The following is a 26,913-nucleotide window of genomic DNA, read 5'->3' as shown; positions in this document are numbered from 1 at the left end:
TTGGTTGTTGCTCATGGCAGCTCGCTCCATCAGTAGTCCCGCTCGATCCCGTCGGCCACCCCTGCCGCCTCGAACTCGGCCTGGTCGAAGGTCAGCTCGACCTTCAGCCCCGCCGGATCGTGCAGAAAGATCTGGTGCAGCGGCGCGCCGGGCACGGGCGCTTCGCGCCAGGTCACGCCCAGGGCGCGCAGGTGCTCGCGCATCGCCGCCAGGCCGGTGCTGCGGAACGACACGTGGTTGAACTTGCCGGTGGGCAGGGCCGCGTCGGCCGCACCTTCGCCGGCGGGCGCGTTGCCGGCCAGGTGCACCACCGGGCGGTCGGCCGCGTACAGCCAATGGCCCGGAAAGTCGAAGGCCGGGCGCCAGCCTTCGTGCAGGCCCAGCACGGTGGCGTAGAAGTCGCGTAGCGGCGCCAACTCGCGCGGGTGCACGCGCAGCGTGAAGTGGTCGATGTGGTGCAGTTGCGGCATGGCGCTCATCGCGGGTTCCTTCCAGATGATCCATCGGGCCCGGCGGCAATGTCCGCCAGGAACCCGGTCACGGCGTCGGGGTTGCTCAGCATCAGCAGGTGGCCGCCCGGCACCTCGCGCACGGGCCAGCCCGCCGCGCGCGCCTGCGCCACGTAGCGCGCATAGGGCGCGGGCGTGCGGTCGTTGGCCACCAGCACGCTGCCCGGAAAACCGAACACCTCCTGCTGCGGCAGCCGCAGCGGCTCGCTGAAGCTGCGCAGCGGCTGGCGCGTGAGGCGCGCGCCCACCTGGGCGGCCAGCGCCGCATCGGCCAGGCGGAACTGCGCCACGTCGGGCGGCGGCATCCACCAGCCTTCGCCCACGTCAGCGGCCGAGGCACGGTAGCGCTGCGCGGCCTCGGGCAAAGTCAACTCGAGCATGGCGGCACCCGGCGGTGGAATCACCGCTTCGATCCAGGCGATGTGCGCCAGCCGTTCGCGCAGGCGCGCCAGCAGCGCGGGGCCGAGCACCCCGGCATAGGAGTGCAGCGCCAGCACCACCCGCCGCAGATCGAGCGCCTCGACCAGCGCGATGATGTCGCGCGCATGGGTGTCGGCATCCACCTCGGGCGTGAGCTCGGCCGCGCGGTGCGCCATGCCGCTCAGCGTGGGCGCGTAGCAGCGGTGGCCCAGCGCCTCCAGCCGCTGCACCACGGGAGCCCAGCACCAGCCGCCGTGCCAGGCGCCATGCACCAGCACGAAGTTCGCATGCGGCGTGGCGGCCTCCAGCTTCATTCGCCGATCCGGTGGGCCATGCCGTTGGCATCGAAGCCGGCGCCGACGGCCTTGGCCCGGTCGGCCAGCGAGGCATGCCACATCACGCGGCCCGGCGTCTTGCCGCCCAGGATGGAGACCAGCATGCCGGACTCGCCGTCCAGGCTGCGGAAGGCGCGGTGCACGAAGGGCGGCACGCTGATCGTGTCGCGCGGATTCAGGCTGACCGTGTGCTTGTCGCCGCTGGCGCCGTCGATCCAGTCGAATTCCCAGCGGCCGGACTGCACCACGAACACCTCCTCGGAGTCGTGCCAGTGCAGCGCGGCGCCGCAGCCCGGCGGCGCGATGATGTAGTCCACGTGGAAGTTCTCGGCGGCGGCGATCTTGGGCTTGAAGTTGGGGTCGTCGGTGACGCCTGAGCCGATGACGCTGTAGAGCACGCGCTCGTGCCCCTTCACGTAGGTGTCGACGAAGGCGCGCGGGCTGGCAGGGATCTCGCCGAAGCGGGCGATGCGGCGGTCCATGTCGGCCGCCGTGCAGGGCGCGGAAGGCGCAACGTAGTCCTTCCAGGAATCGAGAAGTGCTTGCGGGTCCATGTCGAAAACTCCTTGGGAAATGAGGTGGCCTAGCCCTTGACCGCGCCGGCCGTGAGGCCGGTGATGATCTGCTTGGCTGCGACGAAGGTGAAGATCAGCGGCGGCAGCGCGATGAGCACGCCGGCGGCGGTGATCTTTCCCCACTCCACGCCGGTGTCGGTGATGTAGTTGGAGATCGAAGCCGGCAGGGTGCGCGTGACGCGGTTGGTCAGGATGAAGCTCAGGATGAACTCGTTCCACGCCAGCCGGAAGGTGAAGATCGAGGCCGCCGCCAGACCCGGCTTGAGCAGCGGCAGCACCACCTTGTAGAACACCTGGAACGGCCCGCAGCCGTCGATGGCCGCGGCCTCCTCCAGCTCCACTGGCACCTGCTCGATGAAGCCGTAGAGCAGCCAGATGGTGAAGGGCAGGTTCAGCGCCACGTAGACCAGGACCACGCCCGACAGCGTGTCGCTGATGCCCCAGGCCGACCAGATCACGTACACCGGCACCGCCAGCACGGCCGGCGGCAGGGTGCGCAGGATCAGCGTGGCGTAGCTCAGCGGCTCGCGCCCGAGGAAGCGAAAGCGCGCCATCGCGTAGGCGCACATGGTGCCCAGCATCAGCGTAAGCAGGGTGGCGGCCAGCGAGATCTTCAGGCTGTTGAGCAGGTAGCGGTCGATGTTGCCTTCCTGCACCACGGCCTGGTAGTTGGCCAGCGTGGGCACGAACAGCCAGGACCACTGGGTGTCGAAGATCTGCGCCTCGGTCTTGAGCGAGGTGATGCCCATCAGCACCATGGGCAGCAGGCAGACCAGCGCCAGCACGGCCAGGATGGCGTAGTGCAGCGGCGAGCCGAGCGGCGTGCGTTCGGGGTCGATCGTTCGCGCGCTCATCGGCGCTCTCCCTTCAGTGGATTGGCCATCATCAGCACCGCCAGCGACAGCACGGTCACGACCGCCAGCAGCAGGATGGACAGCGCCGCCGAGTAGCCGAGCTTCTGGCTCACGAAGGCGGCCTTGTAGATGTGCAGCGAAAACAGCTCGGTGCTCTGGCCCGGGCCGCCGAAGGTCATGACGTAGATCACCTCCAGGCCGCGGAAGCCGTCGATCATGCGCATCAGCAGGGTCACGATGAGGATGGGCTTGATGACCGGCAGCTTGACGCGCACGATCTGCTGCCACCAATTGGCGCCGTCGATGCGCGCGGCCTCGACGATGCTGTGGTCCATGCCCTGCAGCGCGGCCAGCACCATGATGAAGACGAAGGGCGTCCACTGCCAGATGTCGGTCACCACCATGGCGGCGAAAGCCAGCGAGTGGTCGGCCAGCCAGGCCTGCGGCGCCAGGCCCAGGAAACCCATGAACTGGTTGACCGGGCCGAAGTTGGCGTCGAACATGTAGCGCCAGATCAGGCCGACGCAGATCGGCGCGATCATCATCGGCAGCACGAAGACGGTGCGGAACGCGCGCATGCCGCGCACCGGCTGCTCCAGGAACAGCGCCAGCGCCACGCCCAGCACCATCTCGCAGCTCACCGCGATGAGGACGAAGGCCAGCGTGACGCCCATGGAAGTCCAGACCTGGGGCGAGCGCAGCATCTCGCCGAAGGCCTCCAGGCCGACCCAGCGCGCGCTATCCCAGTCGGTGCCCATGGGCCAGTCGTAGAAGCTCAGCCGCAGCGCGTCGGCGATCGGCAGCACCAGGCCGGCGAGCATGACCAGCACCGCCGGCGCGATGTAGACATAGGGCGTGAGCCGGGCCAGCCGGGCGCTTGAGATCGACACGTGCGCCGCTCCCTCAGGCCTTGAGCCAGCCGCCCTTGCGCAGCACGTCCTCGGCGTCCTTGACCACCGCGTCCAGCGCCTGCTTGGCCGGCTTGCGGCCGGTGATCACGTCGGGCAGGGCCTGGCCCAGGATCTGCTGGCTGATGTGGTCCCATTCCGGGATCAGCGGGCGCCAGTCGGGGTTGCAGATCTTGAGCGCCTCGCGCAGCACCGGCAGCTCGGATGGGTACTTGCGCGCCACCTCGGCGCTGTTCACCGTGCTCCAGCGGTTGGCGTTGCCGCCCAGCAGCGTGATCTTCTGGTCGGCCTGCTTGGCCGTCATCCACTGCATGAACAGGAAGGCCGCCTCCTTGTTCTTGGCGTTGCGCGGAATGCCCATGCCGAAACCGCCGCTCTGCGCCGAGAACTGCGTGCCCTTGGGGTGCACGGCGTAGCCGATCTTGCCGGCCACCTTGCTCTTGGCCGGGTCCTGGGCCGGGCCGAAGACCGAGATCGAATCCAGGTAGAACGCCGCCTGGCCCTGCAGGAACGCGTTCTGCATCTCGCCGAAGCCGTAGCTCGGGATGCCCGCCGGCCCGGTGTCGACGATCTCCTTGAGGATCTCGGCCGCCTTCACGCCGGCCGGGTTGTTGAAGGCTGCCTTCCAGTTCTTGTCGAACACTTCGCCGCCGAACGGCGTGAGGTGCAGCAGCCAGGCCGCGGTGACCTGGTGGCCGGTCTGGCCGCGCGAGGTCAGGCCGCCGATGCCTTCCTTGTCCTTCATGACATGGCAGGCCTTGAGCAGCTCGTCATAGGTCTTCGGCACGGGGATCTTGTGCTTGTCCAGCAGGTCCTGGCGATAGCCGAGCACGCCGGTCTCGGCGCCGAACGGGATGCCGTAGGGCTGCGCGCCGGGGCCGGGCAGGTACATCTTGGGGCCGCCCACCAGCGCGATGTTCTCCCAGTAGGCAGTGATGATGTCCTTCTGGTCCCAGGCCGGATCGGCCAGCGCCGCGTTGTTGAAGTAGGGCGCCAGCGGCTCGAGCAGCTTCTTGGCCACGTACTCGGTCTTCCACATCACGACGTAGGTGATGACGTCGTAGTCGCCGTTGCCGCGCTTGCCCATCTCCAGCACCTGCTTGTCCTTCATGCGCAGGTACTGCATCTTGTCGCGCTCGACCTTGATGCCGGTCTGCGCAGTGAACTCCGCGAACAGCTTCTCGGCCTGGTCGTAGTGCGGATGCGCCGGGTAGTTGACCACCAGGGTCTGGCCCTTGTACTTGGCATAGCGGTCCTGTGCCTGGGTGTGGACCCAGGGCCCGAGGGCGGCGGCCGCGGCCGCGCCTTGCAGCAGTTCTCGACGTTTCATGCGTTTGTCTCCTTGGGAAATTCCGCTCATGCGGACAGTGAGGGGCCGTGGCCGCCGGGTTCGAAGGCGTACAGCGCCGAGGCGCTCGCGCCCGCCACCACCTCGCTGCCCATCAGGGCGGTGTGGTGGCCCGGCGCCAGCACGGTGACCTTGGTCTGAGCGTCGTCGCGCAGGCAGCAGCTCAGCACGGTCTCGGTGCCCAGGTACTCGGCCACCTCCACGCGCACCGGCAGCGCCAGCTCCGCGTCGGCCGCGCCCAGGCGCATGGCCTGCGGGCGCACGCCCAGCACGGCCTGGCCGTCTTTCAGGCGGGCCGCGGCCTCGTGCATCGGCGCGGGCACCGCGCAGCGGAAGCCGTTGCCAACGAAGGTGAGCGCACCGCCTTCGGAGGCCACGCGCGCCGGCATGAAGTTCATGCTCGGGCTGCCGATGAAACCGGCCACGAACTGGTTCACCGGCCGGTTGAACACCTCGTCGGGGCTGCCGACCTGCTGGATCCGGCCCTGGTCCATGACCACGATGCGGTCGGCCAACGTCATCGCCTCGATCTGGTCATGCGTGACGTAGACCGTGGTCTTGCCCAGGCGCTTGTGCAGCAGCGCGATCTCCACGCGCATGTGGCCGCGCAGCTTGGCGTCGAGGTTGGACAGCGGCTCGTCGAACAGGAACACCTTGGGCTCGCGCACGATGGCGCGGCCCATGGCGACGCGCTGGCGCTGGCCGCCCGACAGCTCCTTGGGCTTGCGCCGCAGCAGGTGCTCGATGCTCAGGATGCGCGCGGCCTCGGCCACGCGGGCGTCGATCTGCGCGCGCGGCGTCTTGGCCAGCTCGAGCGCGAAGCTCATGTTCTGCGCCACGTCCATGTGCGGGTACAGCGCGTAGTTCTGGAACACCATGGCGATGTCGCGGTGCGCGGGCGAGGCGGCCGTCACGTCGCGGCCGTCGATGATGATGCGCCCTGAGGAGGGCGACTCCAGCCCCGCAACCATGCGCAGCGTGGTCGACTTGCCGCAGCCCGAGGCGCCGACCAGCACGATGAACTCGCCCGCCGCGGCGCTGAGGCTGATGTCCTCGACGACCCGCACGTCGCCGAAACGCTTGATGATGTTCTGCAGTTCCAGATAGGCCATGGGTCGGTGCGTGATGGGCGGAAGGAAGAAGGTGGCGGATCGCCTTCGGGCGGCAGGTCCCTGGGGCGGCGAGATCGTCAATTAGTATGGTTATCATACAACTTTGACAATGCCGGAAGACATCCGGGTTTACCCGGAACCGCCGCTCAGCGGGCTTCCGCGGGGGAGCTCAATTGATGACAGACCCCAGCCCCGACACCAGCTTGCGCGCGAGCTGCTCGCCCTCCTGCTGCCAGAACGCCGGATCGGCCTGCTCGATGCGGCGGATCGCGTTGTTCATGTGGCGCGCCGCGGCCTGCCGCGCCTTCGTGGCATCGCCCGCATCGATGGCGCGCACGATGGCCTCGTGCTCCTCGCTGACCTGGCGCGCGAAATCGGCGCGGCGCGCCTCGTTGGCGCGGGTCACGCGGGTGGCGCCGCGCAGGAACTGGCCCAGGTACTCCAGCGTGCCGATGAGAAACGGGTTGCGCGCCGCGTCGGCGATCGCGCGGTGGAACTTCACGTCCTCGTCCACGCCGTCGCCGCCGGCCTGGACGGCCTGGTCCAGCGCGGCAATCGCCTGGCGGATCAGCTTCACGTCGGCGCTGGTGCGCCGCTGCGCCGCCAGCGCGGCAACTTCGGCCTCCAGGGCGCGGCGCACCTCCACCATCTGGATCACGGCCTCGCGCGATTCGGCATGGCGCGCGTCGAAGTTGAGCGGCGAGAAGCCCGCCTTCTTCACGTACACGCCGCTGCCCTGGCGCGAATCGACCAGGCCGATCGACTTGAGCCGCGACACCGCTTCGCGCACCACCGTGCGGCTGACCGAGAACTGCCCGACCAGCTCGGCCTCGGTGGGCAGCTTGCTGCCCACGCCCAGGCGCCCGGCCCGGATCTCGGCGGCCAGCGCGTCGGCCACCTGGTCGGACAGGTGCGCCCCGGGCACCACGGACTTGAAGCGAGTTGTCATACAGTAGCGAAAATTTGTCGTACAACTTTACCTCATGATCGACGCTTCACCCAACTCCTTGCTGCGCCTGCTGCGCGAAACGGGGCCGCGCTGGCACAGCGACATCGGCGCCGGGCGCGATGCCATGCTGGCAGCCTATGCCCCGCTGCTGGCCGCCGCGCCCGTGGCCGCGCTACGCAGCGCGCGCGACCTGGCCTATGGCAGCGACCCGCGCCAGGTGCTGGACATCCACGCGCCGCCCGAGGCCGCCGGGCTGCCGGTGATGGTGTTCGTGCACGGCGGCGCCTTCGTGCGCGGCGACAAGGCGCAGACGCCCTGGGTCTACGAGAACGTGCCGCTCGAATTCGCGCGCCACGGCTTCGTGGCGGTGAATGTCGAGTACCGGCTCGCGCCGCAGGCCCCCTGGCCCGAAGGCGCGCGCGACGTGCGCGATGCCGTGCTGTGGGTGACCCGGCACATCGGCGACTGGGGCGGCGATGCCGCGCGGATCTTCCTGTTCGGCCACTCGGCGGCCTGCGCCCACTGCGCCAGTGCGGCCTGGGACGCCCGCGTGCGCCCGCCGCAAGGCTTGCCGGTGCGCGGCCTGGTGCTGGCCAGCCCGCGCGTGGTGGCCGACCTGCGGCCCGACAACCCCAACGCCCACGGCGTGCGCGCCTACTACGGCGCAGACGAATCACGCTATGCCGAACGCGCGCCGATGGCGCAGCTGCGCGCCGACGCGCCGCCCACCTTCGTGGCGCTGGCGCAGTACGAGAACCCGCTGATCGACTTCTACGGCTTCGAGCTGGCGCACCGGCTGGCGCAGCTGTGCGACGCGCAGGGCGCGCCGATGCCTCGCTTCGTGCAGTACCCGGACCACAACCACATGAGCCTGCTGGCACAGTTCAACACGCCGGACAACCTGCTCGGCGCCGACCTCCGCGACTGGTGCGCGCGCGTGGAGCGCGGCGAGTTCGCCGGCCGCCAGGGCGCTCAGCCCCAGCCGGCCATCCGCAATGCCAGCCCCGCGAGCGCACAGCCCGCGATCACCGGGATCACGCCCAGCTTGTAGCGCAGCAGGGCCAGCGCCGCCAGCCCGCCGAGCGCCAGCGCCGCGACGTCGATTCTTGAATGAAAAGCGACGGAGGTCCCCGTCCGGAGGGCAATGTGCGCTATGAAAAACAGAGCGAGGCTGGCGATCACGCCGACCACCGCCGCGGTGATGGCGGTGAGCGGCGCCGTGAAGTGCAGCTTGCCGTGGGTGGACTCCACCAGCGGCCCGCCGGCCAGGATGAACAGGAAGGAGGGCAGGAAGGTGAACCAGGTCACCACCACGGCCGCCAGCGCCGCGCCCAGGAACCGCGCCTCAGGCCCCAGCACCTGCTGGCTCCAGCCGCCGAGGAAGCCGACGAAGGCCACCACCATGATCAGCGGCCCGGGCGTGGTCTCGCCCAGCGCGAGGCCGTCGATCATCTGCGGCCCGGTGAGCCACTGGAACTGCTCCACCGCGCCCTGGTACACATAGGGCAGCACCGCGTAGGCGCCGCCGAAGGTCAGCATCGCGGCCTTGGTGAAGAACCAGCCCATCTGCGTGAGCGTGGCCTGCCAGCCCTGCCAGGCCACCAGCGCACCCATCGGGGCCAGCCAGAGCACCGCGCCCACGGCCAGCACCGCCGCCAGCCGCGCGGGCCTGAAGCGCGCGTGCTCGGGGGTGGGCGTGTCGTCGTCGATCAGGGCCGGGCCGCCGGTGGACTGCGCATGGGCCGGCCCGCCGATGCCCTGGAACTGGGCCGGCGCCACTTTCGCGCCCAGCCAGCCGGTGAGGGCGGCGCCCAGCACGACCCAGGGGAACGGTAACTTCAGGAAAGCAATTGCTACAAAACTGATAGCAGCAATCGACCACAGGACAGGGACCTTCGCGGGATTTCGCAGTGTTTTTCCGCCGATGCGCCAGACCGCCTGCACCACGATGGCCGCTACCGCCGGCTTGATGCCGTAGAACAGCCCCGCCACCACGGGCACCTGGCCGAACACCACGTAGACCCAGCTCAGCGCGATCAGGATGAACAGCGAGGGCAGCACGAACAGCGCGCCCGCCGCCACGCCGCCCCAGCTGCGGTGCATCAGCCAGCCGATGTAGGTGGCGAGCTGCTGCGCCTCCGGGCCAGGCAGCAGCATGCAGTAGTTGAGCGCATGCAGGAAGCGCCGCTCGCTGATCCAGCGCCGCTGCTCCACCAGCTCGCGGTGCATGATCGCGATCTGCCCGGCCGGCCCGCCGAAGCTGATGAAGCCGAGCTTGAGCCAGAAGCGCAGGGCGTCGCGCAAGGCAATGGGGGTGGGGCGTTCAGCGGTGTCCATGGCGGCTGCCGTCTCCGGAAGGGGTTGCAGCGCTTGGGCGGGACACCGCCTGGAGGGCCGGGAGGCTGTCGTCCCGGAGCGCAAATGTTAACACCCGCTCCATGCATTTACGCCCGCTTTACCCCGTGGCAACGCGGTTTACAGGCCTGTGCAGTTCAATGGCACGACGCAGGGCGCCCCCGTGGCATTCACGACGGCGCGGCCTTCTTTTTCCAGCCGGGCCAGGAGCCTGCGCCGGCCGGAGTGTCGGTCACCGGAGAGTCCGGTGCCAATGCGCAATTGCGCCAGGAGCTTGTATGAAAATGAAACCCCTCTGGTCATCCATCGCACTGTTGTCCCTCGGGGTTGGCCTGGCGGCACCCGCCGCCCATGCGGCCGACGCCTCCACAGGCACGGGCACGGCCTCGACGAACGCGGCCTCCGCGGGCACGGGCCTGTATGTCGGCGGCGCCATCTCCTTCAACCACGCCAACGGCCTGGGCGGGAAGATCGACTCGGCGCTGGCCAACCAGGGCTTCGGCAGCAGCAGCTCGAGCGATTCGTCCAGCACCAACCCCAGCCTGCGCCTGGGCTACCAGTTCAACCCGAATTTCGCCATCGAAGGCACCTACGACCGCCTGGGCACCATGGGCGTGCAGTCCAGCCTGTCGTCACCAGCCGCCGACACGGCCTCGGGCTCCTGGAAATCCCACGGCCTGGGCCTGCATGCGCTGGGCATCCTGCCGATCAACCCGCAGTGGTCGGTCTACGGCCGCCTCGGCGTGGAGCAGTGGCATACCCGCCTGGACCTGAACTCCAACGCGGGCGGGCCGACGGCCCTGTCCAACACCGACAGCACCACCTCGCTGGCGGTGGGCGTCGGCGCCAGCTATGCGCTGACGCGCAACCTCGATGCCACGGCCGAGCTGATCCACTACAACCGCGTGGGCGACGCGGCCTCCACCGGCCGCACCGGGCTGAACCAGTTCAGCGTGGGGCTGCGCTACCACTTCCTGTAAAGGCACCGCCCGGCCAACGGCTCGCACCGTTGCCGGGCGATCGGCTTCTCAGCCCTTCGTGAGCCGGAACACCGCCGTGCTGGCGCGCAGGTTCGGCCACAGCCGCAGCGTGCGGCCCTCGTGCAGGCCGAAGCTGTCTTCGATGCGCAGGCCGTTGCGGCGTGCCAGCTGCTCGAAATCGGCATGCGTGCCGACGCGGATGTTGGGCGTGTCGTACCACTGGTAGGGCAGGGTCTTGGTCACGGGCATGCGGCCGCGCGCGACGCTCAGCCGGTTGGCCCAGTAGGCGAAGTTGGGAAACGCGACGATGCCGATGCGGCCCACGCGCGCGGTCTCGCGCAGCATGGTCTCGGCATTGCGCAGGTGTTGCAGGGTGTTGATCTGTAGCACCACGTCGAACGAGGCGTCGTCGAACATGGCCAGCCCCTCGTCGAGGTTGAGCTGGATCACGTCCACGCCGCGGCGCACGCAGGCCAGCACGTTGGCGTCGGCGATCTCGATGCCGTAGCCGGTGCAGCCGCGCTCTTTCTGCAGCAGCGCCAGCAACGCGCCGTCGCCGCAGCCGAGGTCGAGCACGCGCGAGCCCTCGGGCACGAGGCGGGCGATGGATTGCAGGACGGCCATCTCGCTCATGCCGCCAGCTCCTTCGCGATGCTGTCGAAGTAGGAGCTGACCACGCCCATGTAGCGGGCGTCGTCGAGCAGGAAGGCGTCGTGCCCGTGCGGCGCGTCGATCTCGGCGTAGCTCACGCTGCGCCGGTTGTCGAGCAGGGCCTTGACGATCTCGCGGCTGCGCGCGGGCGAGAAGCGCCAGTCGGTGCTGAAGCTCACCAGCAGGAAGCGGCTGGTGGCGCGCGCCAGCGCCGCCGTCAGGCTGCCGCCATGCTCGCGCGCCGGGTCGAAGTAGTCGAGCGCGCGCGTGATCAGCAGATAGGTGTTGGCGTCGAAGTATTCGCTGAACTTGTCGCCCTGGTAGCGCAGGTAGCTCTCGATCTGGAACTCGATGTCCTGCGTCGTGTAGCGCAGATCGATGCCCTCCCTGAGCTGGCGTCCGAACTTCTCGTTCATCACGTCGTCGCTGAGGTAGGTGATGTGGCCGATCATGCGCGCGATGCGCAGGCCGCGCTTGGGGATCACGCCGTGCTCGTAGAAATGGCCGCCGTGGAAATCGGGATCGGTCACGATGGCGCGCCGCGCCACTTCATTGAAAGCGATGTTCTCGGCCGTGAGATTGGGCGCGCTCGCCACCACCACGGCGTGGCGCACGCGCTGCGGGTACTGCAGCGTCCACGACAGCGCCTGCATGCCGCCCAGGCTGCCGCCCATCACGGCGGCCAGGGTCTCGATGCCCAGGGCATCGAGCAGCCGCGCCTGGGCGTCGACCCAGTCCTCCACCGTGACCACGGGGAAGTCGGCGCCGTAGACCCGGCCCGAATCGGGGTTGACATGCATCGGCCCGGTGGAGCCGAAGCAGGAGCCGAGGTTGTTGACGCCGATCACGAAGAAGCGCTCGGTGTCCACCGCCTTGCCGGGGCCGATCATGTTGTCCCACCAGCCCTCGCTCTTTTCCTGGCCCGCATAGACCCCGGCCACGTGGTGCGAGGCATTGAGCGCGTGGCAGACCAGCACGGCGTTGGAGCGGTCGGCGTTGAGCGTGCCGTAGGTTTCGTAGGCCAGCGTGTAGCCGCGCAGGGACGCGCCGCTTTGCAGCGGCAGCGGCGCGGCAAAGGTCATGAACTGCGGTGTGGCGACAAAACTCATGGCAATGAAAAACCCGGCGTCGCTAAAAACGAGGCCGGGCCGGCTGCCGTCTTTAGCTGAACTTGTTACGCGCCCGCAAGCTGGAGCAAATCGGCGCCAGCCAAGTATAGCGGGGTCCCGCCGCACCTGCCGCCGCCCGCAGCGGCGGCCGCCGGAGCAACCGCGGCGCCGCCGGGGATTTACCTGCAGGGGCCACAATGCGGCCATGTTCAGCAAACGCCTGCTTGCCGGTGGCGCCCTGGCGCTGGCAGCGCTGCTGGCGGGCTGCGCCAGCCCGATCGCCAGCAAGGTCACCACCTTCCAGCGCTGGCCTGCCGACGCGGCGGGCCAGACCTTCGCGTTCGCGCGCCTGCCGCTCCCGTTGCCGCTGGGCGAACTCGAGCAGAGCAGCTACCAGGGCCTGGTGGCCGATGAGCTGGTGCGCCAGGGGCTCAAGCCCTCGGTGGCCGGCGCACCGGTGCGCTTCCTGGTCGAGGTGCGGCCCGATGTCGCCACCACCAGCCGGCAGTCCTACGAGCCGGTCTACGCCAGCGCGCCCTACCCGCCCTACTGGGTGTCGGGTCGCTTCTCGCGGCGCGGCGCCTTCATCGGCGGCACCTATGGCTACGGCCCCTACGGGCCGCGCTACATCGGCGACCAGCTCGTGACGCGCACCCTGCAGGTCAACCGCCTGAACGTGGTGATCCGCGACAACCTCGCCGCGCCGCCGGGCGGCAAGGCCCCGGCGGTGTTCGAGGCCAGCGCCGTGATCCAGGACGATGCGCCGGACCTCGCGGCCACCATGCCCTACCTCGTGCGCAGCGTGTTCGAGGGCTTCCCCGGAGCCAGCGGCCAGGTGCGGGTGCTGAAGTTCGACCCGGCCCAGCCGGCCCGCACCAGCCCCTGAGCCGGCGGCTCAGGCTTTGGCGAGCGCCATCAGCGGCGCGGCCAGCACCAGCACCCCGATCATCAGGAAGACCGCCGCGGCGATGCGGTGCACCCACTGCACCGGCATGCGCCGCGTGACGCGCTCGCCCAGCCAGACCACCGGCGCGTTGGCCAGCATCATGCCCAGCGTGGTGCCGGCCACGACCCAGGCCCAGGCGTGGTACTGCGCCGCCAGCATCACCGTGGCCACCTGCGTCTTGTCGCCCATCTCGGCCAGGAAGAACGCGATGACGGTGGTGCCGAAGATGCCCAGGCGCGGCGTGGTGCCGGCCTCGTCCTCGTCGAGCTTGTCGGGAATCAGCATCCAGCCGGCCATCGCCAGGAACGACAGGCCCAGCACCCAGCGCAGGACGTCGGGGCCCAGCACCGTGGTGACCCAGGCGCCGACGGCGCCGGCCAGCGCATGGTTGACCAGCGTGGCCACGAAGATGCCCAGCACGATGGGCCAGGGCTTGCGAAAGCGCGCCGCCAGCACGAGCGACAGCAGCTGGGTCTTGTCGCCTATTTCGGCGAGCGCGACGATACCGGTGGAGACGAGAAAGGCTTCCATGAAAGTACTCCGGCCGGAACGAATGAACCATTGACTGCGCGGCATCCCCGGCCAAAACGGAGGCTGCGCAGTCAAAGGTCTCGCCAAGTCCGGAAAACCGTTTGCGCCATGGGCCGAAGACCCAAGTCTGTTGACGCAAACCCCTCTCGAAATCGAAGGGAGGCTACTCCCCAATGACAGGCCGGATTATAGCCCGGCGATGGCGCCGCACGCTTCTGGCGCACTTTTTGCTTGATTTTGGTGCGTCAGCGCAAAGACACGCTGGCGCGCACCAACAACAAGCAATTTCATCCAAAGAGGCCTTATGGAAGCACTCAAACAGGGCACGGACGTCCTGTTCATCCTGCTGGGCGGCATCATGGTGCTGGCCATGCATGCCGGTTTCGCGTTTCTGGAGCTGGGCACGGTCCGCAAGAAGAACCAGGTCAATGCGCTGGTGAAGATCCTGGTGGATTTCAGCGTCTCCACCGTCGCCTACTTCATGGTCGGCTACGGCGTGGCCTACGGCACGCACTTCTTCGTGGGCGCCGAGCAGCTGGCCGCGAAGAACGGCTACGAGCTGGTGAAGTTCTTCTTCCTGCTCACCTTCGCGGCGGCGATTCCCGCCATCATCTCGGGCGGCATCGCCGAGCGCGCGCGCTTCTGGCCGCAGCTCATCGCCACGGCGGTGATCGTCGGCTTCGTCTACCCGTTCTTCGAGGGCATCGCCTGGAACCGGCACTTCGGCGTGCAGGGCTGGATCCAGTCGCTCACAGGCGCGGAATTCCACGACTTCGCGGGCTCCATCGTGGTGCACGCCGTGGGCGGCTGGCTGGCGCTGCCGGCCGTGCTGCTGCTGGGTGCGCGCCGCAACCGCTACCGCAAGGACGGCGGCGTCAGCGCCCACCCGCCCTCCGACATCCCGTTCCTCGCGCTGGGCGCCTGGATCCTGACAGTGGGCTGGTTCGGCTTCAACGTGATGAGCGCGCAGACCATCGACAAGATCTCGGGCCTGGTGGCCGTGAACTCGCTGATGGCCATGGTCGGCGGCACGCTGGCCGCGCTCGCGTGCGGCCGGAACGACCCGGGCTTCGTGCACAACGGCCCGCTGGCCGGGCTGGTGGCCGTGTGCGCGGGCTCGGACCTGATGCACCCGCTGGGCGCCCTGGTCGTGGGCGCGGTGGCCGGTGCGATCTTCGTGGCAATGTTCACGCTCACGCAGAACCGCTGGAAGATCGACGACGTGCTGGGCGTGTGGCCGCTGCACGGCCTGTGCGGCGCCTGGGGCGGCATCGCGGCCGGGCTGTTCGGCAGCCGGGCGCTGGGCGGGCTCGGCGGCGTGAGCCTGGGCGCGCAGCTGATCGGCTCCATCATGGGCGTGGCCTGGGCGCTGCTGGGCGGCGCGGTGGTCTACGGCGCGCTCAAGCTCTTCATGGGCCTGCGGCTTTCGCCGGAAGAGGAATACGAGGGCGCCGACCTGTCGATCCACCGCATCGGCGCCACGCCGGGGCGCGAGGCGAACTGGTAGTTGCTCCTGTTTTAATAGCACAAAAGTACCGCTGCATTTGGACATCGGCCTGATTTCAGGGTGGAATCGGGCCAGCCGGCCTTCGGAAGGCCCGGGTTTCCCTCACCCCGGGCCCTGTACGATGATGCCTTCCCAGCCACCCGCCGCCATGTCGCTCGAAACCCAGCTCGCCGAGCACCACGCCTACCTTCTGCGCTTCGCGCGCCTGCAGCTGCGCAACGACGCGTGGGCCGAAGACGCCGTCTCCGAGACCTTCGTGGCCGCGCTGGCCAAGCCCCAGTCGTTCGGCAACCGCTCGCAGCTCAAGACCTGGCTGGTGGGCATCCTCAAGCACAAGGTGATCGACCAGCTGCGCCAGCGCTCGCGCGAAGTCAGCCTCGATGACGGCGGCGCCGACGGCAGCGACGAGCTGGACGCGCTGGTGTTCCGCGCCGACGGCCATTTCGCCCACCCGCCCTCGGACTGGGGCAATCCCGAGCAGGAGCTGAACTCGCGCCAGTTCTTCCTGGTGCTCGAGGCCTGCGCCGAGAAACTGCCGGCCGCGCTGGGCCGCGTGTTCCTGATGCGCGAGTGGCTGGAACTGCCCAGCGAGGACATTTGTAAGGAACTGAACCTGACCTCGACCAACCTTTACGTTCAGTTGCATCGCGCCCGGCTGCGGCTGCGCGAGTGCCTGGAGCTCAACTGGTTCGGCCCTTCGGCCCCATCCCGACCATGATCCTGCGACGCACCTGCAAGCAAGTGGCCGCGCTGCTCATCGCGCGCGAAGACCGCGCCCTGCCTCTGGCAGAGCGGGTTGCGCTGCGGCTTCACCTGCTGGCCTGCCATGCCTGCCCGAGGTTCGAGCGGCAGCTGCTCACCATGCGCAACGCCATGCGGCAATGGCGCCACTACACCGGGGACGACACCCCCGGCGGGTAGGCCGGCGGCCCGCGCGCGGCAGCCGGTTTGCCGCGCGGCGGCAATATAGCGGATAATGGGAGGGTGCAGCCTTCAGGGGCCGCACATTCCTGCGGTGATCGGTCGGCTTCGCGTCTTTGAAGTCTTTACTGTTTTGTTGATTGCGTTTATCGGACTCCATCGCGCTCTGAGTTTTTTTGAGGAGTCCCTTCATGGGCAACAAACTTTACGTGGGCAACCTGCCCTATTCCTTCAGCGACAGCGACATGCAACAGGCTTTCAGCCAGTTCGGCACCGTCTCCAGCGCCAAGGTCATGATGGAACGCGACACCGGTCGCTCCAAGGGTTTCGGCTTTGTCGAAATGGGCAGCGATGCCGAAGCACAAGCCGCCATCAGCGGCATGAACGGCCAGTCCATGGGCGGCCGCAACCTGGTGGTCAATGAAGCCCGCCCGATGGAAGCCCGTCCCCCCCGCAGCGGTGGCGGCGGCTTCGGCGGCGGTGGTGGTGGCGGCTACGGCGGTGGCCGCAGCGGCGGCGGCGGTGGTTACGGCGGCGGCCGCAACAACTACTGATCCCTGCCGACGGCAGGAGCGGCCCGCAACGGGCCGTCCGGATCACGAAAAGAGCCCTGCGGGGCTCTTTTTTGTTGGAATTTGGTGATTATTCACATCTTGCAACACGCTGGACGCTTGCATGATTCCCGGATATGTGGCGCATAATGGATGAGGTTTGGGTGGGAAACCGCCTGCGCCAAGTTTGCGGTGAACAGGTCACTTTCGCGTCTCTCCGGTTTGTTGAATGCGTTTTCGGGACTCCATCGCTAAAGTCAATGTGTTTAATTGAGGAGTCCCTTCATGGGCAACAAACTGTACGTCGGCAACCTGCCTTATTCGGTGCGCGACGGCGACCTGGAGCAAGCCTTTGGTCAATTTGGCGCGGTCACCAGCGCCAAGGTGATGATGGAACGCGACACCGGTCGCTCCAAGGGTTTCGGCTTTGTCGAAATGGGCAGTGATGCCGAGGCACAGGCCGCCATCAACGGCATGAACGGCCAGCCCCTGGGCGGCCGCAGCGTCGTCGTGAACGAAGCCCGCCCGATGGAAGCCCGTCCCCCCCGCAGCGGTGGTGGATTTGGCGGCGGCGGTGGTGGCGGCTACGGCGGTGGTGGCGGCGGCGGTGGCCGTCGCGAAGGCGGTGGCGGCGGCTACGGCGGTGGTGGCCGCAGTGGCGACGGCGGTTTCCGCAGCCCCTACGGCCCTGGCCCGCGTGGCGGTGGCGGCGGCGGTGGTGGCCGCGGCGGCTACGGCGGTGGTGGCGGCGGCTACTGAAGCCCCGGCAACCCCATGAAAAAAGGCTCCTCACGGAGCCTTTTTGCTTTGCGCCATCCAGACCGCGCGGGCGCCCGCGCGCAAGGCGAAGCCCTCAGGAGGCCGCGCCGTCTCCCTCGCGGTGCTTGCGGGGCCGCCCGGCCAGCGCCTTGTCGAACAGCGCATTGGGCAGCAGGCGCAGCAGCTTGGCCACCAAGCCCATCTGCCACGGAATGACGCGGTAGCTCGCACCCGCCTCGATGGCGGCGAAGGCCTTGTCGGCAAAGGCCTCGGGCTGCATCAGAAACGGCATGGCATAGCGGTTCTTCCGCGTCAGCGGCGTGTCGATGTAGCCCGGGCAGATCGTGACGACCCGTACCCCCGAGGACCGCAGCTCGCCGCGCAGGCATTCGCAGTAGCTGATCACGGCCGCCTTGCTTGCGCAATAGGCGCCATGCCCCGGCAAGCCGCGGATGCCGGCCACGCTGCCGATGCCGACCAGCGCGCCCGAGCCGCGCCGCGCCATGGCCTCGATGAACGGATGGAACGTTGCCGCCATGCCGATGTTGTTGGTGGCGAAGGTGCGGGCGATGACGTCGATGTCCGCGCGCACCGCCGTGTCCACGCCGATGCTGATGCCGGCGTTGGCGATCACCACGTCGGGCACGCCCTGCTGGGCCATGCAGGCCTGGCCGGCGGCCACGGCGCTGTCGGCGTCGGACACGTCGGCGCTATAGATCTTGTAGCGCCCTGCGTCCAGCTGGTGCCGACCTGCCCATGATTCGATCTCGGAAGTGCGGCGCGCCACCAGCGCCAGCGCGTAGCCGGCCTGGTAGAAGCGCCAGGCCAGCGCCTGGCCGATGCCACTGGAAGCGCCGGTGATGAAGACGAGTCGGGACATGCTGCCTCCGCCGCGAACGGCCGTTGAATGATGCTTACTTGGTGGCCTTGGGCACCAGCAGGCCCTTGACCCGCCCGTGCAGGTTCATGAGGCGGTCGAGGTTATCGTAGTCCATCGAGTCGGCCGTGAACCGGTCTTCGCCGCGGATCAGCACCACCGGCAGGTGCGTGATGATGCGCTCGGTGTCCGTGAAGGCGTGCAGGAACTCGCTGCGGGCCTCGAAGCGCGGCAGCAGGTTGCCGGCCTTGTCGGTGGTGGCCTCGCGCACCACCACGGCGTCGCCGAACAGCTGCACCTCGGAGCCGTCGCCATTGGACAGGCCGCGCCGCGCCGTGGCGGTGGTCAGGCGCCCGTCCTCGCTGAACGAGCGGATGCGCGGCTGGTCGATTTCCAGCGTGTCGGTGTCGGGGTAGTGGCGCGCCTCGGTACCGATCACCTCGCTCTTGAGGCGGCCGCCGGCGTCGAAGGTCTTGACCGAGAACTGGCGCATGAAATAGTCGGGCACATGCCTGGCCGGCTTCTCGGTGCCGGGCAGGCTGAAGATCGGGGTGGTGCGCACCAGCCAGTAGCTGCCGAGCGCGAGCACGCCCATCAGGATGATGGGCAGGTAGATCGAGGCGCGCTCCCAGCCCGCGCGCCACAGGCGCAGCGCCTGGCCGAGGCCATGGGCGGCTTGCGCGGCGCTCATGCGCCGGCGTCCTGCAGCAGCTGCGCGTAGCGGCCGCTGGCCACCAGCAGCAGGTCGCAGAACTCGCGCGCCGCGCCCTGGCCGCCCCGGGCCTGCGTGACGTGGTGGGCCGCCGCCCGCACCTCGGCATGGGCCTGCGGCGGCGCGCCGGCCAAGGCGCAGCGGCGCATCACCGCGAGGTCGGGCCAGTCGTCGCCGATGGCCGCGGCCTGCGACCAGTCCAGCCCCAGCGCGGCCAGCATCTGCTCGGCGGCCGGGCGCTTGTCTTCGGTGCCGTAGCGCACCTGCGTGATGCCCAGCGCCGACAGGCGGGTGCGCAGCGGCTTGGAATCGCGCCCGGTGATCACGGCCGGCGTGATGCCGGCCTTCTGCAGCAGCTTGAGGCCGTGGCCGTCCAGGGTGTTGAAGCGCTTGAGGGTCTCGCCCGCCTCCGAGAAGTACAGGCCGCCGTCGGTCAGCACGCCGTCCACGTCGAAGAAGGCGATGCGGATGCCCTGCGCCCGCAGCAGCAGCTCCGCAGGGAAGCTCAGGGACGGTTCGAGCCAGGGCAGCTGCGAGGCCAAGGGCTCAGCTTCCATGATTCACCGGCCCGCGCAGTGAAGCGCAAAGGTGGGATGCCATCGCATGCGGAGCCTGAAGACTCATATCACCTTCGCGCGCATCAGGTCGTTGCTGTTGAGCGCGCCCACCAGCCGGAGGTCGGCATCCGCCACCAGCACGCTGGTGATGCGGTGCTGCTCCATCAGCTCGACCGCATCGACCGCGAGCGCATCGGCGCGGATGGTGCGCGGGCTGGCGTGCATGACGTCCTGCGCGGTGGCGGCGCGCAGGTCAACGCCGCGCTCGATCAGGCGGCGCAGGTCGCCGTCGGTGAAGATGCCGAGCACGCGGCTGTCGGCATCCACCACGGCCGAGGCACCCAGGCCCTTGGCGCTCATCTCGCGCATCAGGTCGCTGAAGCTGGCCTGCGGGCCGACGCGCGGCACGTCCTCGCCCGAGCGCATGACGTCGCTCACATGGGTCAGCAGCTTGCGGCCCAGCGCGCCGCCGGGGTGCGAGCGCGCGAAGTCCTCGGTGCGAAAGCCGCGCGCATCGAGCAGGGCCACGGCCAGCGCGTCGCCCAGCGCCATCTGCGCGGTGGTGCTGGCGGTGGGCGCGAGGTTGAGCGGGCAGGCCTCCTTCTCCACGCCGCTGTCCAGCACCAGGTTGGCATGCCGGGCCAGCGTGGACTGCAGGCCGCCGGTCATCGCGACCACGGGCGCGCCCAGGCGCTTGAGCACCGGCAGCAGCACGCTCAGCTCCTCGACCTCGCCGCTGTTGGAGATGGCCAGCACCACGTCGATCGGCTTGATCATGCCGAGGTCGCCGTGGCTGGCCTCGGCCGGGTGCACGAACATCGCCGGCGTGCCGGTGGAGGCCAGCGTGGCGGCGATCTTGCGCCCGACATGGCCGCTCTTGCCCATGCCCATGACGACCACCCGCCCGCGCACGCCGAGCATCAGCTGCACGGCCTGGGCAAACGCCTCGTTCACACGGGCCTTCAGCCCGAGGACGGCGGCGGCCTCGATATCGAAGGTCTCCTGGGCCAGGCGCAGGGCCTGCTGGGCGTCGAATGTCATCGGGCGATTTTATCGGTCGCGGCGCGCCTCCGGGCATCCTGGTCCGCACAAGGTTTTTGCGCCTCGCGGCGCGGCGCCGCGCACAAAAGCACCGGTGCGAGGCACATGGCTTGCTAGCATCGGGGGATGAGCTCCCTCGAATTGACGCTGTTGTACCTGCTGGCCGCGGTGTTGGGCGTGGTGGCCTGCCGCTCGCTCAAGCTGCCGCCGATGCTGGGTTACCTGAGCGCCGGGGTGCTGATCGGCCCGCATGCACTGGCGCTGGCGCAGAACTCCGAAGGCGTCAAGCACCTGGGCGAGTTCGGCGTGGTGTTCCTGATGTTCGTGATCGGGCTGGAGTTCAACCTGCCCAAGCTGCGCGCCATGCGCGCCCATGTGTTCGGGCTCGGGCTGTTCCAGGTGGTGCTGACGATCCTGGTGGCCACCTTCGCCTCGCTGTTCCTGGCCGCGCTGGCGCCCACGCTGTGGCACATGAACTGGCAGACCTCTCTGGCGCTGTCGGGCGCGCTGACCATGAGCAGCACGGCGATCGTGGTCAAGCTGATGTCCGAGCGGCTGGAGCTGGAGAGCGAGCATGGCAAGCGCGTGATGGGCGTGCTGCTGTTCCAGGATCTGGCGGTGGTGCCGCTGCTGGTGCTGATTCCCGCCCTCGGCTCGTCGCCCGAGCAGCTGCTCAAGGAGCTGGCGCTGGCCGGGCTCAAGGCCGCCGTGCTGATCGCCGTGCTGCTGGCCGGCGGCCAGCGCGTGATGCGCTGGTGGCTCACCATCGTGGCGCGGCGCAAGAGCGAGGAGCTGTTCGTGCTCAACCTGCTCCTGATCACGCTGGGCCTGGCCTGGCTGACCGAGATGGCGGGCCTGAGCCTGGCGCTGGGCGCCTTCATCGCCGGCATGCTGGTGTCGGAGACCGAGTACAAGCACCAGGTGGAGACCGACATCCGGCCGTTCCACGACGTGCTGCTGGGCCTGTTCTTCATCACCATCGGCATGATGCTGGACTGGCACATCGTGCTCGAGCGCTGGGGCCTGGTGCTGGTGCTGCTGACGCTGCCGGTGCTGTTCAAGCTGGCGCTGGTGACGGCGCTGGCGCGCGGGCTGGGCGCCACCACCGGCGTGTCGCTGCGCACCGGCCTGTACCTGGCGCAGGCCGGCGAGTTCGGCTTCGTGCTGCTGACGCTGGCGCAGGAGCACGCGCTGGTGCCGCCGGCGCTGCTCAACCCGATCCTGGCGAGCATGGTGCTGTCGATGCTGGCCACGCCGGTCATCATCATGTACAGCAACCGCATCGTGATGAAGCTGGTGGCCAGCGAGTGGCTGCAGCAGTCGCTGCAGATGACCACCATCGCGCGCAAGTCGATCAACACCAGCAAGCACGTCATCATCTGCGGCTACGGCCGCTGCGGCCAGAACCTGGCGCGCATGCTCGAGCGCGAAGGCATCCCCTACATGGCGCTGGACCTCGACCCCGACCGCGTGCGCCAGGCCGCCGCCGCCGGCGACTCGGTGGTGTTCGGCGACGCGGCGCGGCTGCAGGCGCTGATCGCCGCCGGCATGGGCCGCGCCAGCGCGGTGGTGGTGACCTACCTGGACGTGGCCGGCGCGCTCAAGGTGCTGGCCAACACGCGCGCCCACGCGCCCCAGGTGCCGGTGATCGTGCGCACGCAGGACGACCACGACCTGGAGAAGCTGCAGGCCGCCGGCGCCACCGAGGTCGTGCCCGAGGCGATCGAGGGCTCGCTGATGCTGGCCAGCCACGCGCTGGCCCTGGTGGGCGTGCCGATGCGGCGCGTGATCCGCATCGTGCAGGACCAGCGCGATGCGCGCTACAACCTGCTGCGCGGCTACTTCCACGGCGCCGACGACGACACCGTCAACGAGCGCGACCACGAGCGGCTGGGCACCTTCACGCTGCCGCCGAGCGCCCGCTCGCTGGGCCACCCGCTGGAACGGCTGGCGCTGCATGCGCTGGGCGCGCGCGTCATGAGCCTGCGCCGCCAGGATGGCAAGGCCGCCGCCGTGGACGACGCCACGCTGCTGCAGGAAGGCGATACGCTGGTCCTGTCGGGCAAGCCCGAAGCCCTGGCCGTGGCCGAACAGAAGCTATTGAAAGGATAAACCCCCGATGGACACCTCCGCCTACCTCCGGAACCACATCCGCACCGTGCCCGACTGGCCGGCGCCGGGCGTGCAGTTCCGCGACATCACGCCGCTGCTGCAGGACCCCCAGGTGTTCCGCGTGCTGATCGACGCCTTCGTGCACCGCTACATGAGCCGCGGCATGCGGCCCGACGTGGTGGCCGGGCTCGATGCGCGCGGCTTCATCCTGGGCGCCGTGGTGGCCTACGAGCTCAACGTCGGCTTCGTGCCGATCCGCAAGAAGGGCAAGCTGCCGTTCACCACGGTGGAGGAAACCTACGAGCTCGAATACGGCAGCGCCACGGTGGAGTTGCACACCGACGCCGTGAAGGCGGGCGACCGCGTGCTGCTGATCGACGACCTGATCGCCACCGGCGGCACCATGATGGCGGGCAAGAAGCTGCTCGAGAAGCTCGGCGCCACGGTGGTGGAGGGCGCGGCCATCGTCGACCTGCCCGAACTCGGCGGCTCCGGCAAGCTGCGCGCCGCCGGCCTGCCGCTGTTCACGCTGGTCGATTTCGAGGGCCATTGAGCAATCCCGTCGCTCTCTTTTTGATAGCGCCCGAGAACCGCTGCATCTGGACCTCCGGCCGATTTCGGCCAGAATTCAGGTGAACTGGCCGACCAGCAGCGCTTCGCGCATGCGCACGGCCAGCACGGCGGCCACGCTGCGCACCAGGTCCAGCGCCAGGCGCGGCTGCTTGTGCGACAGCGCCTCGAACCGCTCCCAGCTCAGCGCCCAGGCCACGCCGGGCTGCGACGGCACCACGGTGGCGCTGCGCGGCTGGCCGGAGAAGAACGTGCCTTCGCCCACCACCGCGCCGGGCTTCTGGGTGGCGATGACCGTGTCCTGCAGGGTCACCTGCAGCTCGCCTTCGGCCAGGATGTAGAGCTCGCGCTCGGCGTCGCCCTCGCGCATCAAGGGCTCGCCGGGGATCAGGAAACGGATCGACAGGTAGGGCGCGATCTTCTGCCACTCCTCCAGCGTGAGCCGGCACTGCAGCGCGTCATGCGCGTCCAGCGCGGCGATCGCGCTCACCAGTTGTTGTACGTTCATGGTCTCTCCTCCTTGATCGTGACGCCTGGCGGCGCGCGCGGCCTCGTCCCCCTGCTGGGGACGGGCGGTCTCTCAGTTCAGGTCGCCGTACTGCGTGGTGCTGAGCGCGGGCATGCGCGCATCGGGATCCGGCATCTCGGTGTCCTCATAGCCCGTGAGCAGGGCGTAGCGGCTGGCATTGGGCCGCGCCGCGAGCGCGGCGGCCGCCGGCAGAGCCGCCGCCGCGGCCGTGGCCGCTGCAGCAGGAGCCGCCACCGGAGCCGCCGGCACCGCGCTGGCGGCGAGCGCGCGCTTGAAGGCGGCCACTTCGTCTTCCTGGATCGGCTCGAAGCGCGGGACCGCGGGCCGCGCGCGCGGGCTCTCGGCCTCGCCCAGCGGCGCGGGCTGTGACACCCGGGGCAGGGCCGACGCCGCCGGCACGCGCGCCTGCACCTGGCCCACGGCCACATGCTCGTTCATGCGCCAGTAGACCGCGGTCACCACGATGTCGTAGCGCGACTTGGCGTTCTGGGCGATCATGGCCTCGATCTCGGCCAGGCGGGCGGGCTCGCCGGCGAAGCCGCGCGCCAGGTCCATCATCACCATGAACTGGCGGCCGCGCTGGTCCAGCGACAGCACCTTGAATTTGTAGCTTGCAGACAACACCCCGGCACGCACCATGGACTCGCGCACCACGCTGTACAGCAGCTCGCGCCGCGCCATGCGCTCGCTCTTGCGGTTGGCCGCATGCTCGGTCCCGCCGGGCGGCATCTTGGCGCCTGCCGCCTTGGCCGAGGCCACCGGCCGCGTGGCTTCCACCCGCGACAGGCCTGAGCTTTCGGGCATCGGCACTGGCAAGGCGGGCTTTTTTCGGGAGAACCACTGGAACAGGGACATGCGTGTGCTTTCTTGAATTCGCGGCCGGCCGGTGCCGGTGCGGCATCGGCGACAGTGTAAAACCCGATGCTTGCAAATACCGTTCTCACCGGCCGGCAAATCCGGGTTTCGCGCCGATGGGAGCTCCATTTTCGTGAAATAGTTGTCACTACTTCGGTTTTCACGAGGCCCGGGGCTCCAAGGGGCGGGCGCAGGCGGCTGGGCGGCGCCCGGCGGGCCCTCGCGGACGCGAAGACCGCCTTTTTTGGGTACTTTTTACCTCGAGGTCCAGGCCCGGCGGTGATGGTCTGCTCTGCTTTTGGGAGCAGATCAGGTCACGGCCACGCGCTTGGGCCGGTTCACCAGCCGCTTGGCGACCACCGCGCCCAGCCCCAGGCTGATTTCCAGCGCCACCGAGGGCTGGCGGTTGGCCAGTTCGGTGAAGCGGATCGGGGTCAGGCTCCAGACCTTGCTGTGGCTGGCGGCCTGCACCGTGGCGTTGCGCGGCAGGTGCGAGAAGAAGCTGCCTTCACCGACCACGGAGCCGGGGCCCAGGATGGCCAGGCGCACGCGGGATTTCTCGTCTTTGTAGTGCACGCTCAGCGAGCCGCTCTCCACCACGTAGAGCGTGCGGTCCACCGCGCCCTGCTCGATCAGCACCTGGCCCTGCATCAGCGCGAACGGCTGCATGTAGCTGGCCAGGATGTCCCACTGGGCCGGCGTCAGCGTGAGCTTGAAGCCGTCGACGGCATGGTTGTGCGCCATCGCCTGGGCCAGGCCCTGGACGTCGAACTTGAGGTGGGTCGGGAGAGGGGCGTTCATGATGGGCGCAACGGTATCGTCGCCGCCGAGCCCGCACAAGGGTCTTTAACGCCCGCTTACACCTGATACACCGGCCCGGGCGGGGGCGGATGGATCTGTCTCATTTGCCGATGCAGAAGCTCGAAAAGATCACGCCCAGCAGGTCGTCCGAGCTGAATTCGCCGGTGATGTCGCCAAGCGCGTTCTGCGCCAGGCGCAGCTCCTCGGCCAGCAGGTCGAGCGACTGCGCCTGCGCGGCCAGGTGGGCGGTGGCCGCTATCAGGTGGGCATCGACGCGCCGCAGCGCCTGCACGTGGCGCTCGCGTGCGAGGTAGACGCCCTCGGGCGCCGACTGCCAGCCGGCGATCTCCAGCAGCCGGCGGCGCAGCGCCTCCAGCCCGTCGCCGGTGCGCGCCGACAGCGCCAGGCCGCCCGCCGGCACGGCGCCGGCGGCGGCGTCGGTTTTGTTCCAGACCTCGACCACGGGCACGCTTTCGGGCAATTTTCCGGCCAGGGTCCGCATGATGCGGTCATCGGCTGCTATGTATTCCATAGCACCGGCACGCGTCAGGTCGTGCAGGAACAGCACGGCGTCGGCGCGCTCGATCTGGTCCCAGGCGCGCGCGATGCCGATCTTCTCGACCTCGTCATGGCTGTCGCGCAGGCCGGCGGTGTCGATCACATGGACCGGCACGCCCTCGATCTGGATGGTCTGGCTCACCACGTCGCGGGTGGTGCCGGGGATCGGCGTGACGATGGCCAGCTCGGCCCCCGCCAGCGCGTTGAGCAGCGAGCTTTTGCCCGCGTTGGGCTGGCCCGCGATCACCACCTTGATGCCCTCGCGCAGCAGCGCGCCCTGGCGCGCGCGGCGCAGCACGCCGGCCAGGGTCTGCTGCAGGCCCGCGAGCTGCCCCTGGGCATCGGCCTGGCGCAGGAAGTCGATCTCCTCTTCCGGAAAATCGAGCGTGGCCTCCACCAGCATGCGCAGATGGATCAGCGCGTCGCGCAGCGCGTGGATCTCGCGCGAGAACTCGCCCGACAGCGAGCGGCTGGCGCTGCGCGCCGCGGCTTCGGTGCTGGCGTCGATCAGGTCGGCGATGGCCTCGGCCTGCGCGAGGTCGATCTTGTCGTTGAGGAAGGCGCGCTCGGTGAACTCGCCGGGCTGCGCCACGCGCAGGCCCGCCAGGCGCGGCCGGCCCGTGGCCGGATCGGTTTCGGCACCGGCCTCGATGCAGCGCGCCAGCAGCAGCTGCAGCACCACCGGCCCGCCATGGGCCTGCAGCTCCAACACGTCCTCGCCGGTGTAGGAGTGCGGCGCGGGAAAGTGGATGGCCAGTCCATGGTCGATCGGCGCGCCGTCGGCCGCGCGGAACGGCCCGTAGCTGGCCTCGCGCGCCTTCAGCGCGCGGCCGCACAGCGCCGGGACCAGCGCGCCCAGCTGCTTGCCGCTCACGCGCACAATGCCCACGGCCCCGCGCCCGGGCGCGGTGGCGATGGCGGCAATGGGGTCGGCGTGGCGCGGCAGCATGGGCGTATCTTCCAATAAAAAGGGCCGCTGCA

Annotated in this window: 30 protein-coding genes and 1 riboswitch; of the genes, 10 read left to right on the top strand and 20 right to left on the bottom strand. The window is 69.1% G+C overall.

The genetic code is table 11. The annotated features are described in order from the left end of the window. Positions 1–29: 29 nt before the first annotated feature. From MMF98_RS21005 to MMF98_RS20970, 8 genes are all read right to left on the bottom strand, one after another. Positions 30–479 carry a VOC family protein gene (locus MMF98_RS21005; RefSeq protein ID WP_243309298.1) on the bottom strand — a complete coding sequence of 150 codons (450 nt, stop codon included), beginning with the start codon at positions 477–479 and terminating at the stop codon, positions 30–32. After that, positions 476–1,243: an alpha/beta fold hydrolase gene (locus tag MMF98_RS21000; protein ID WP_243309297.1), complete on the bottom strand. Its 768-nt coding sequence runs from the start codon at positions 1,241–1,243 to the stop codon at positions 476–478. Before MMF98_RS21000 ends, MMF98_RS21005 begins: the two co-directional genes overlap by 4 nt. Continuing rightward, positions 1,240–1,818 (bottom strand): cupin domain-containing protein, encoded by a 579-nt coding sequence (locus MMF98_RS20995; RefSeq protein WP_243309296.1) that lies wholly within the window; start codon positions 1,816–1,818, stop codon positions 1,240–1,242. The genes MMF98_RS21000 and MMF98_RS20995 overlap by 4 nt, the downstream gene beginning before the upstream one ends. 29 nt (positions 1,819–1,847) lie before the next feature. Then, positions 1,848–2,693, bottom strand: coding sequence for a carbohydrate ABC transporter permease (locus MMF98_RS20990; protein WP_243309295.1), 846 nt, complete (start codon positions 2,691–2,693; stop codon positions 1,848–1,850). Continuing rightward, entirely contained in the window at positions 2,690–3,583 is an 894-nt protein-coding gene (locus tag MMF98_RS20985; protein WP_243309294.1) for a carbohydrate ABC transporter permease, read from the bottom strand. Before MMF98_RS20985 ends, MMF98_RS20990 begins: the two co-directional genes overlap by 4 nt. Before the next feature lie 13 nt (positions 3,584–3,596). Further along, positions 3,597–4,931 carry an ABC transporter substrate-binding protein gene (locus MMF98_RS20980; protein WP_243309293.1) on the bottom strand — a complete coding sequence of 445 codons (1,335 nt, stop codon included), beginning with the start codon at positions 4,929–4,931 and terminating at the stop codon, positions 3,597–3,599. Between the two features lie 26 nt (positions 4,932–4,957). Beyond that, a complete protein-coding gene (locus tag MMF98_RS20975; RefSeq protein ID WP_243309292.1) occupies positions 4,958–6,061 on the bottom strand; it encodes an ABC transporter ATP-binding protein in 1,104 nt (367 codons plus the stop codon). A 169-nt stretch (positions 6,062–6,230) separates the two neighbouring features. Then, positions 6,231–7,010 (bottom strand): FadR/GntR family transcriptional regulator, encoded by a 780-nt coding sequence (locus tag MMF98_RS20970; RefSeq protein ID WP_243309291.1) that lies wholly within the window; start codon positions 7,008–7,010, stop codon positions 6,231–6,233. Positions 7,011–7,044: 34 nt separating this feature from the next. Here MMF98_RS20970 and MMF98_RS20965 point away from each other — a divergent pair, with 34 nt between their 5' ends. Then, on the top strand, positions 7,045–8,061 hold the full coding sequence (locus MMF98_RS20965; protein ID WP_243309290.1) for an alpha/beta hydrolase: 1,017 nt from the start codon (positions 7,045–7,047) through the stop codon (positions 8,059–8,061). Here MMF98_RS20965 and chrA read toward each other — a convergent pair. Further along, on the bottom strand, positions 7,983–9,347 hold the full coding sequence (chrA, locus tag MMF98_RS20960) for a chromate efflux transporter (protein ID WP_243309289.1): 1,365 nt from the start codon (positions 9,345–9,347) through the stop codon (positions 7,983–7,985). The genes MMF98_RS20965 and chrA overlap by 79 nt on opposite strands. Before the next feature lie 296 nt (positions 9,348–9,643). On the opposite strand from chrA, the gene MMF98_RS20955 reads away from it, so the two are divergent. Next, complete coding sequence (locus MMF98_RS20955) at positions 9,644–10,345, top strand: outer membrane beta-barrel protein (RefSeq protein ID WP_243309288.1); 702 nt, start codon at positions 9,644–9,646, stop codon at positions 10,343–10,345. A 48-nt stretch (positions 10,346–10,393) separates the two neighbouring features. On the opposite strand, the gene metW is transcribed toward MMF98_RS20955, so the two are convergent. Beyond that, positions 10,394–10,978 (bottom strand): methionine biosynthesis protein MetW, encoded by a 585-nt coding sequence (metW, locus tag MMF98_RS20950; protein ID WP_243309287.1) that lies wholly within the window; start codon positions 10,976–10,978, stop codon positions 10,394–10,396. After that, the gene (gene metX / locus MMF98_RS20945; protein WP_243309286.1) at positions 10,975–12,105 is read right to left on the bottom strand and encodes a homoserine O-succinyltransferase MetX; all 1,131 of its coding nucleotides are present in this window, start codon (positions 12,103–12,105) and stop codon (positions 10,975–10,977) included. Before metX ends, metW begins: the two co-directional genes overlap by 4 nt. A 205-nt stretch (positions 12,106–12,310) precedes the next feature. On the opposite strand from metX, the gene MMF98_RS20940 reads away from it, so the two are divergent. Then, complete coding sequence (locus MMF98_RS20940; protein WP_243309285.1) at positions 12,311–12,991, top strand: DUF4136 domain-containing protein; 681 nt, start codon at positions 12,311–12,313, stop codon at positions 12,989–12,991. A 9-nt stretch (positions 12,992–13,000) separates the two neighbouring features. On the opposite strand, the gene MMF98_RS20935 is transcribed toward MMF98_RS20940, so the two are convergent. Continuing rightward, positions 13,001–13,582 carry a TMEM165/GDT1 family protein gene (locus tag MMF98_RS20935; RefSeq protein ID WP_243309284.1) on the bottom strand — a complete coding sequence of 194 codons (582 nt, stop codon included), beginning with the start codon at positions 13,580–13,582 and terminating at the stop codon, positions 13,001–13,003. A gap of 2 nt (positions 13,583–13,584) precedes the next feature. Next, positions 13,585–13,767, bottom strand: a riboswitch (yybP-ykoY riboswitch). A gap of 119 nt (positions 13,768–13,886) precedes the next feature. Here MMF98_RS20935 and MMF98_RS20930 point away from each other — a divergent pair. From MMF98_RS20930 to MMF98_RS20910, 5 genes are all read left to right on the top strand, one after another. Beyond that, on the top strand, positions 13,887–15,089 hold the full coding sequence (locus MMF98_RS20930; protein WP_243309283.1) for an ammonium transporter: 1,203 nt from the start codon (positions 13,887–13,889) through the stop codon (positions 15,087–15,089). Between the two features lie 148 nt (positions 15,090–15,237). Next, positions 15,238–15,807 carry a sigma-70 family RNA polymerase sigma factor gene (locus tag MMF98_RS20925; RefSeq protein ID WP_243309282.1) on the top strand — a complete coding sequence of 190 codons (570 nt, stop codon included), beginning with the start codon at positions 15,238–15,240 and terminating at the stop codon, positions 15,805–15,807. After that, entirely contained in the window at positions 15,804–16,010 is a 207-nt protein-coding gene (locus MMF98_RS20920) for a zf-HC2 domain-containing protein (protein WP_243309281.1), read from the top strand. Before MMF98_RS20925 ends, MMF98_RS20920 begins: the two co-directional genes overlap by 4 nt. Positions 16,011–16,201: 191 nt before the next feature. Next, the gene (locus tag MMF98_RS20915) at positions 16,202–16,564 is read left to right on the top strand and encodes an RNA recognition motif domain-containing protein (RefSeq protein WP_243309280.1); all 363 of its coding nucleotides are present in this window, start codon (positions 16,202–16,204) and stop codon (positions 16,562–16,564) included. Between the two features lie 282 nt (positions 16,565–16,846). Continuing rightward, positions 16,847–17,320, top strand: coding sequence for an RNA recognition motif domain-containing protein (locus MMF98_RS20910; RefSeq protein WP_243309279.1), 474 nt, complete (start codon positions 16,847–16,849; stop codon positions 17,318–17,320). Between the two features lie 94 nt (positions 17,321–17,414). On the opposite strand, the gene MMF98_RS20905 is transcribed toward MMF98_RS20910, so the two are convergent. From MMF98_RS20905 to MMF98_RS20890, 4 genes are all read right to left on the bottom strand, one after another. Continuing rightward, complete coding sequence (locus MMF98_RS20905) at positions 17,415–18,200, bottom strand: SDR family oxidoreductase (RefSeq protein WP_243309278.1); 786 nt, start codon at positions 18,198–18,200, stop codon at positions 17,415–17,417. A 34-nt stretch (positions 18,201–18,234) separates the two neighbouring features. Next, entirely contained in the window at positions 18,235–18,888 is a 654-nt protein-coding gene (gene lptC / locus MMF98_RS20900; RefSeq protein WP_243309277.1) for an LPS export ABC transporter periplasmic protein LptC, read from the bottom strand. Continuing rightward, complete coding sequence (locus MMF98_RS20895) at positions 18,885–19,466, bottom strand: KdsC family phosphatase (protein ID WP_243309276.1); 582 nt, start codon at positions 19,464–19,466, stop codon at positions 18,885–18,887. The genes lptC and MMF98_RS20895 overlap by 4 nt, the downstream gene beginning before the upstream one ends. A 63-nt stretch (positions 19,467–19,529) precedes the next feature. Then, positions 19,530–20,507: a KpsF/GutQ family sugar-phosphate isomerase gene (locus MMF98_RS20890; protein ID WP_243309275.1), complete on the bottom strand. Its 978-nt coding sequence runs from the start codon at positions 20,505–20,507 to the stop codon at positions 19,530–19,532. Positions 20,508–20,633: 126 nt separating this feature from the next. Here MMF98_RS20890 and MMF98_RS20885 point away from each other — a divergent pair, with 126 nt between their 5' ends. Together MMF98_RS20885 and MMF98_RS20880 are read left to right on the top strand one after the other, a co-directional pair. Then, positions 20,634–22,619, top strand: coding sequence for a monovalent cation:proton antiporter family protein (locus MMF98_RS20885; protein WP_243309274.1), 1,986 nt, complete (start codon positions 20,634–20,636; stop codon positions 22,617–22,619). A 7-nt stretch (positions 22,620–22,626) separates the two neighbouring features. Then, positions 22,627–23,172, top strand: coding sequence for an adenine phosphoribosyltransferase (locus MMF98_RS20880; RefSeq protein ID WP_243309273.1), 546 nt, complete (start codon positions 22,627–22,629; stop codon positions 23,170–23,172). A 75-nt stretch (positions 23,173–23,247) separates the two neighbouring features. On the opposite strand, the gene MMF98_RS20875 is transcribed toward MMF98_RS20880, so the two are convergent. The 4 genes from MMF98_RS20875 to mnmE form a co-directional block, all read right to left on the bottom strand. After that, positions 23,248–23,697, bottom strand: a complete 450-nt coding sequence (locus tag MMF98_RS20875) for a Crp/Fnr family transcriptional regulator (RefSeq protein WP_243309272.1) — start codon at positions 23,695–23,697, stop codon at positions 23,248–23,250. A 72-nt stretch (positions 23,698–23,769) separates the two neighbouring features. Beyond that, positions 23,770–24,573: a hypothetical protein gene (locus MMF98_RS20870; protein WP_243309271.1), complete on the bottom strand. Its 804-nt coding sequence runs from the start codon at positions 24,571–24,573 to the stop codon at positions 23,770–23,772. A 309-nt stretch (positions 24,574–24,882) separates the two neighbouring features. Further along, positions 24,883–25,374 carry a Crp/Fnr family transcriptional regulator gene (locus tag MMF98_RS20865; protein WP_243309270.1) on the bottom strand — a complete coding sequence of 164 codons (492 nt, stop codon included), beginning with the start codon at positions 25,372–25,374 and terminating at the stop codon, positions 24,883–24,885. Between the two features lie 100 nt (positions 25,375–25,474). Further along, a complete protein-coding gene (mnmE, locus tag MMF98_RS20860) occupies positions 25,475–26,881 on the bottom strand; it encodes a tRNA uridine-5-carboxymethylaminomethyl(34) synthesis GTPase MnmE (protein WP_243309269.1) in 1,407 nt (468 codons plus the stop codon). Positions 26,882–26,913: the final 32 nt, after the last annotated feature.

Origin of the sequence: Variovorax terrae (assembly GCF_022809125.1) — a bacterium.
GTDB lineage: Bacteria > Pseudomonadota > Gammaproteobacteria > Burkholderiales > Burkholderiaceae_C > Variovorax_A > Variovorax_A terrae.
Note: the sequence above shows the minus strand (reverse complement) of the source record. Positions and strands in the feature narration are given on the sequence as shown.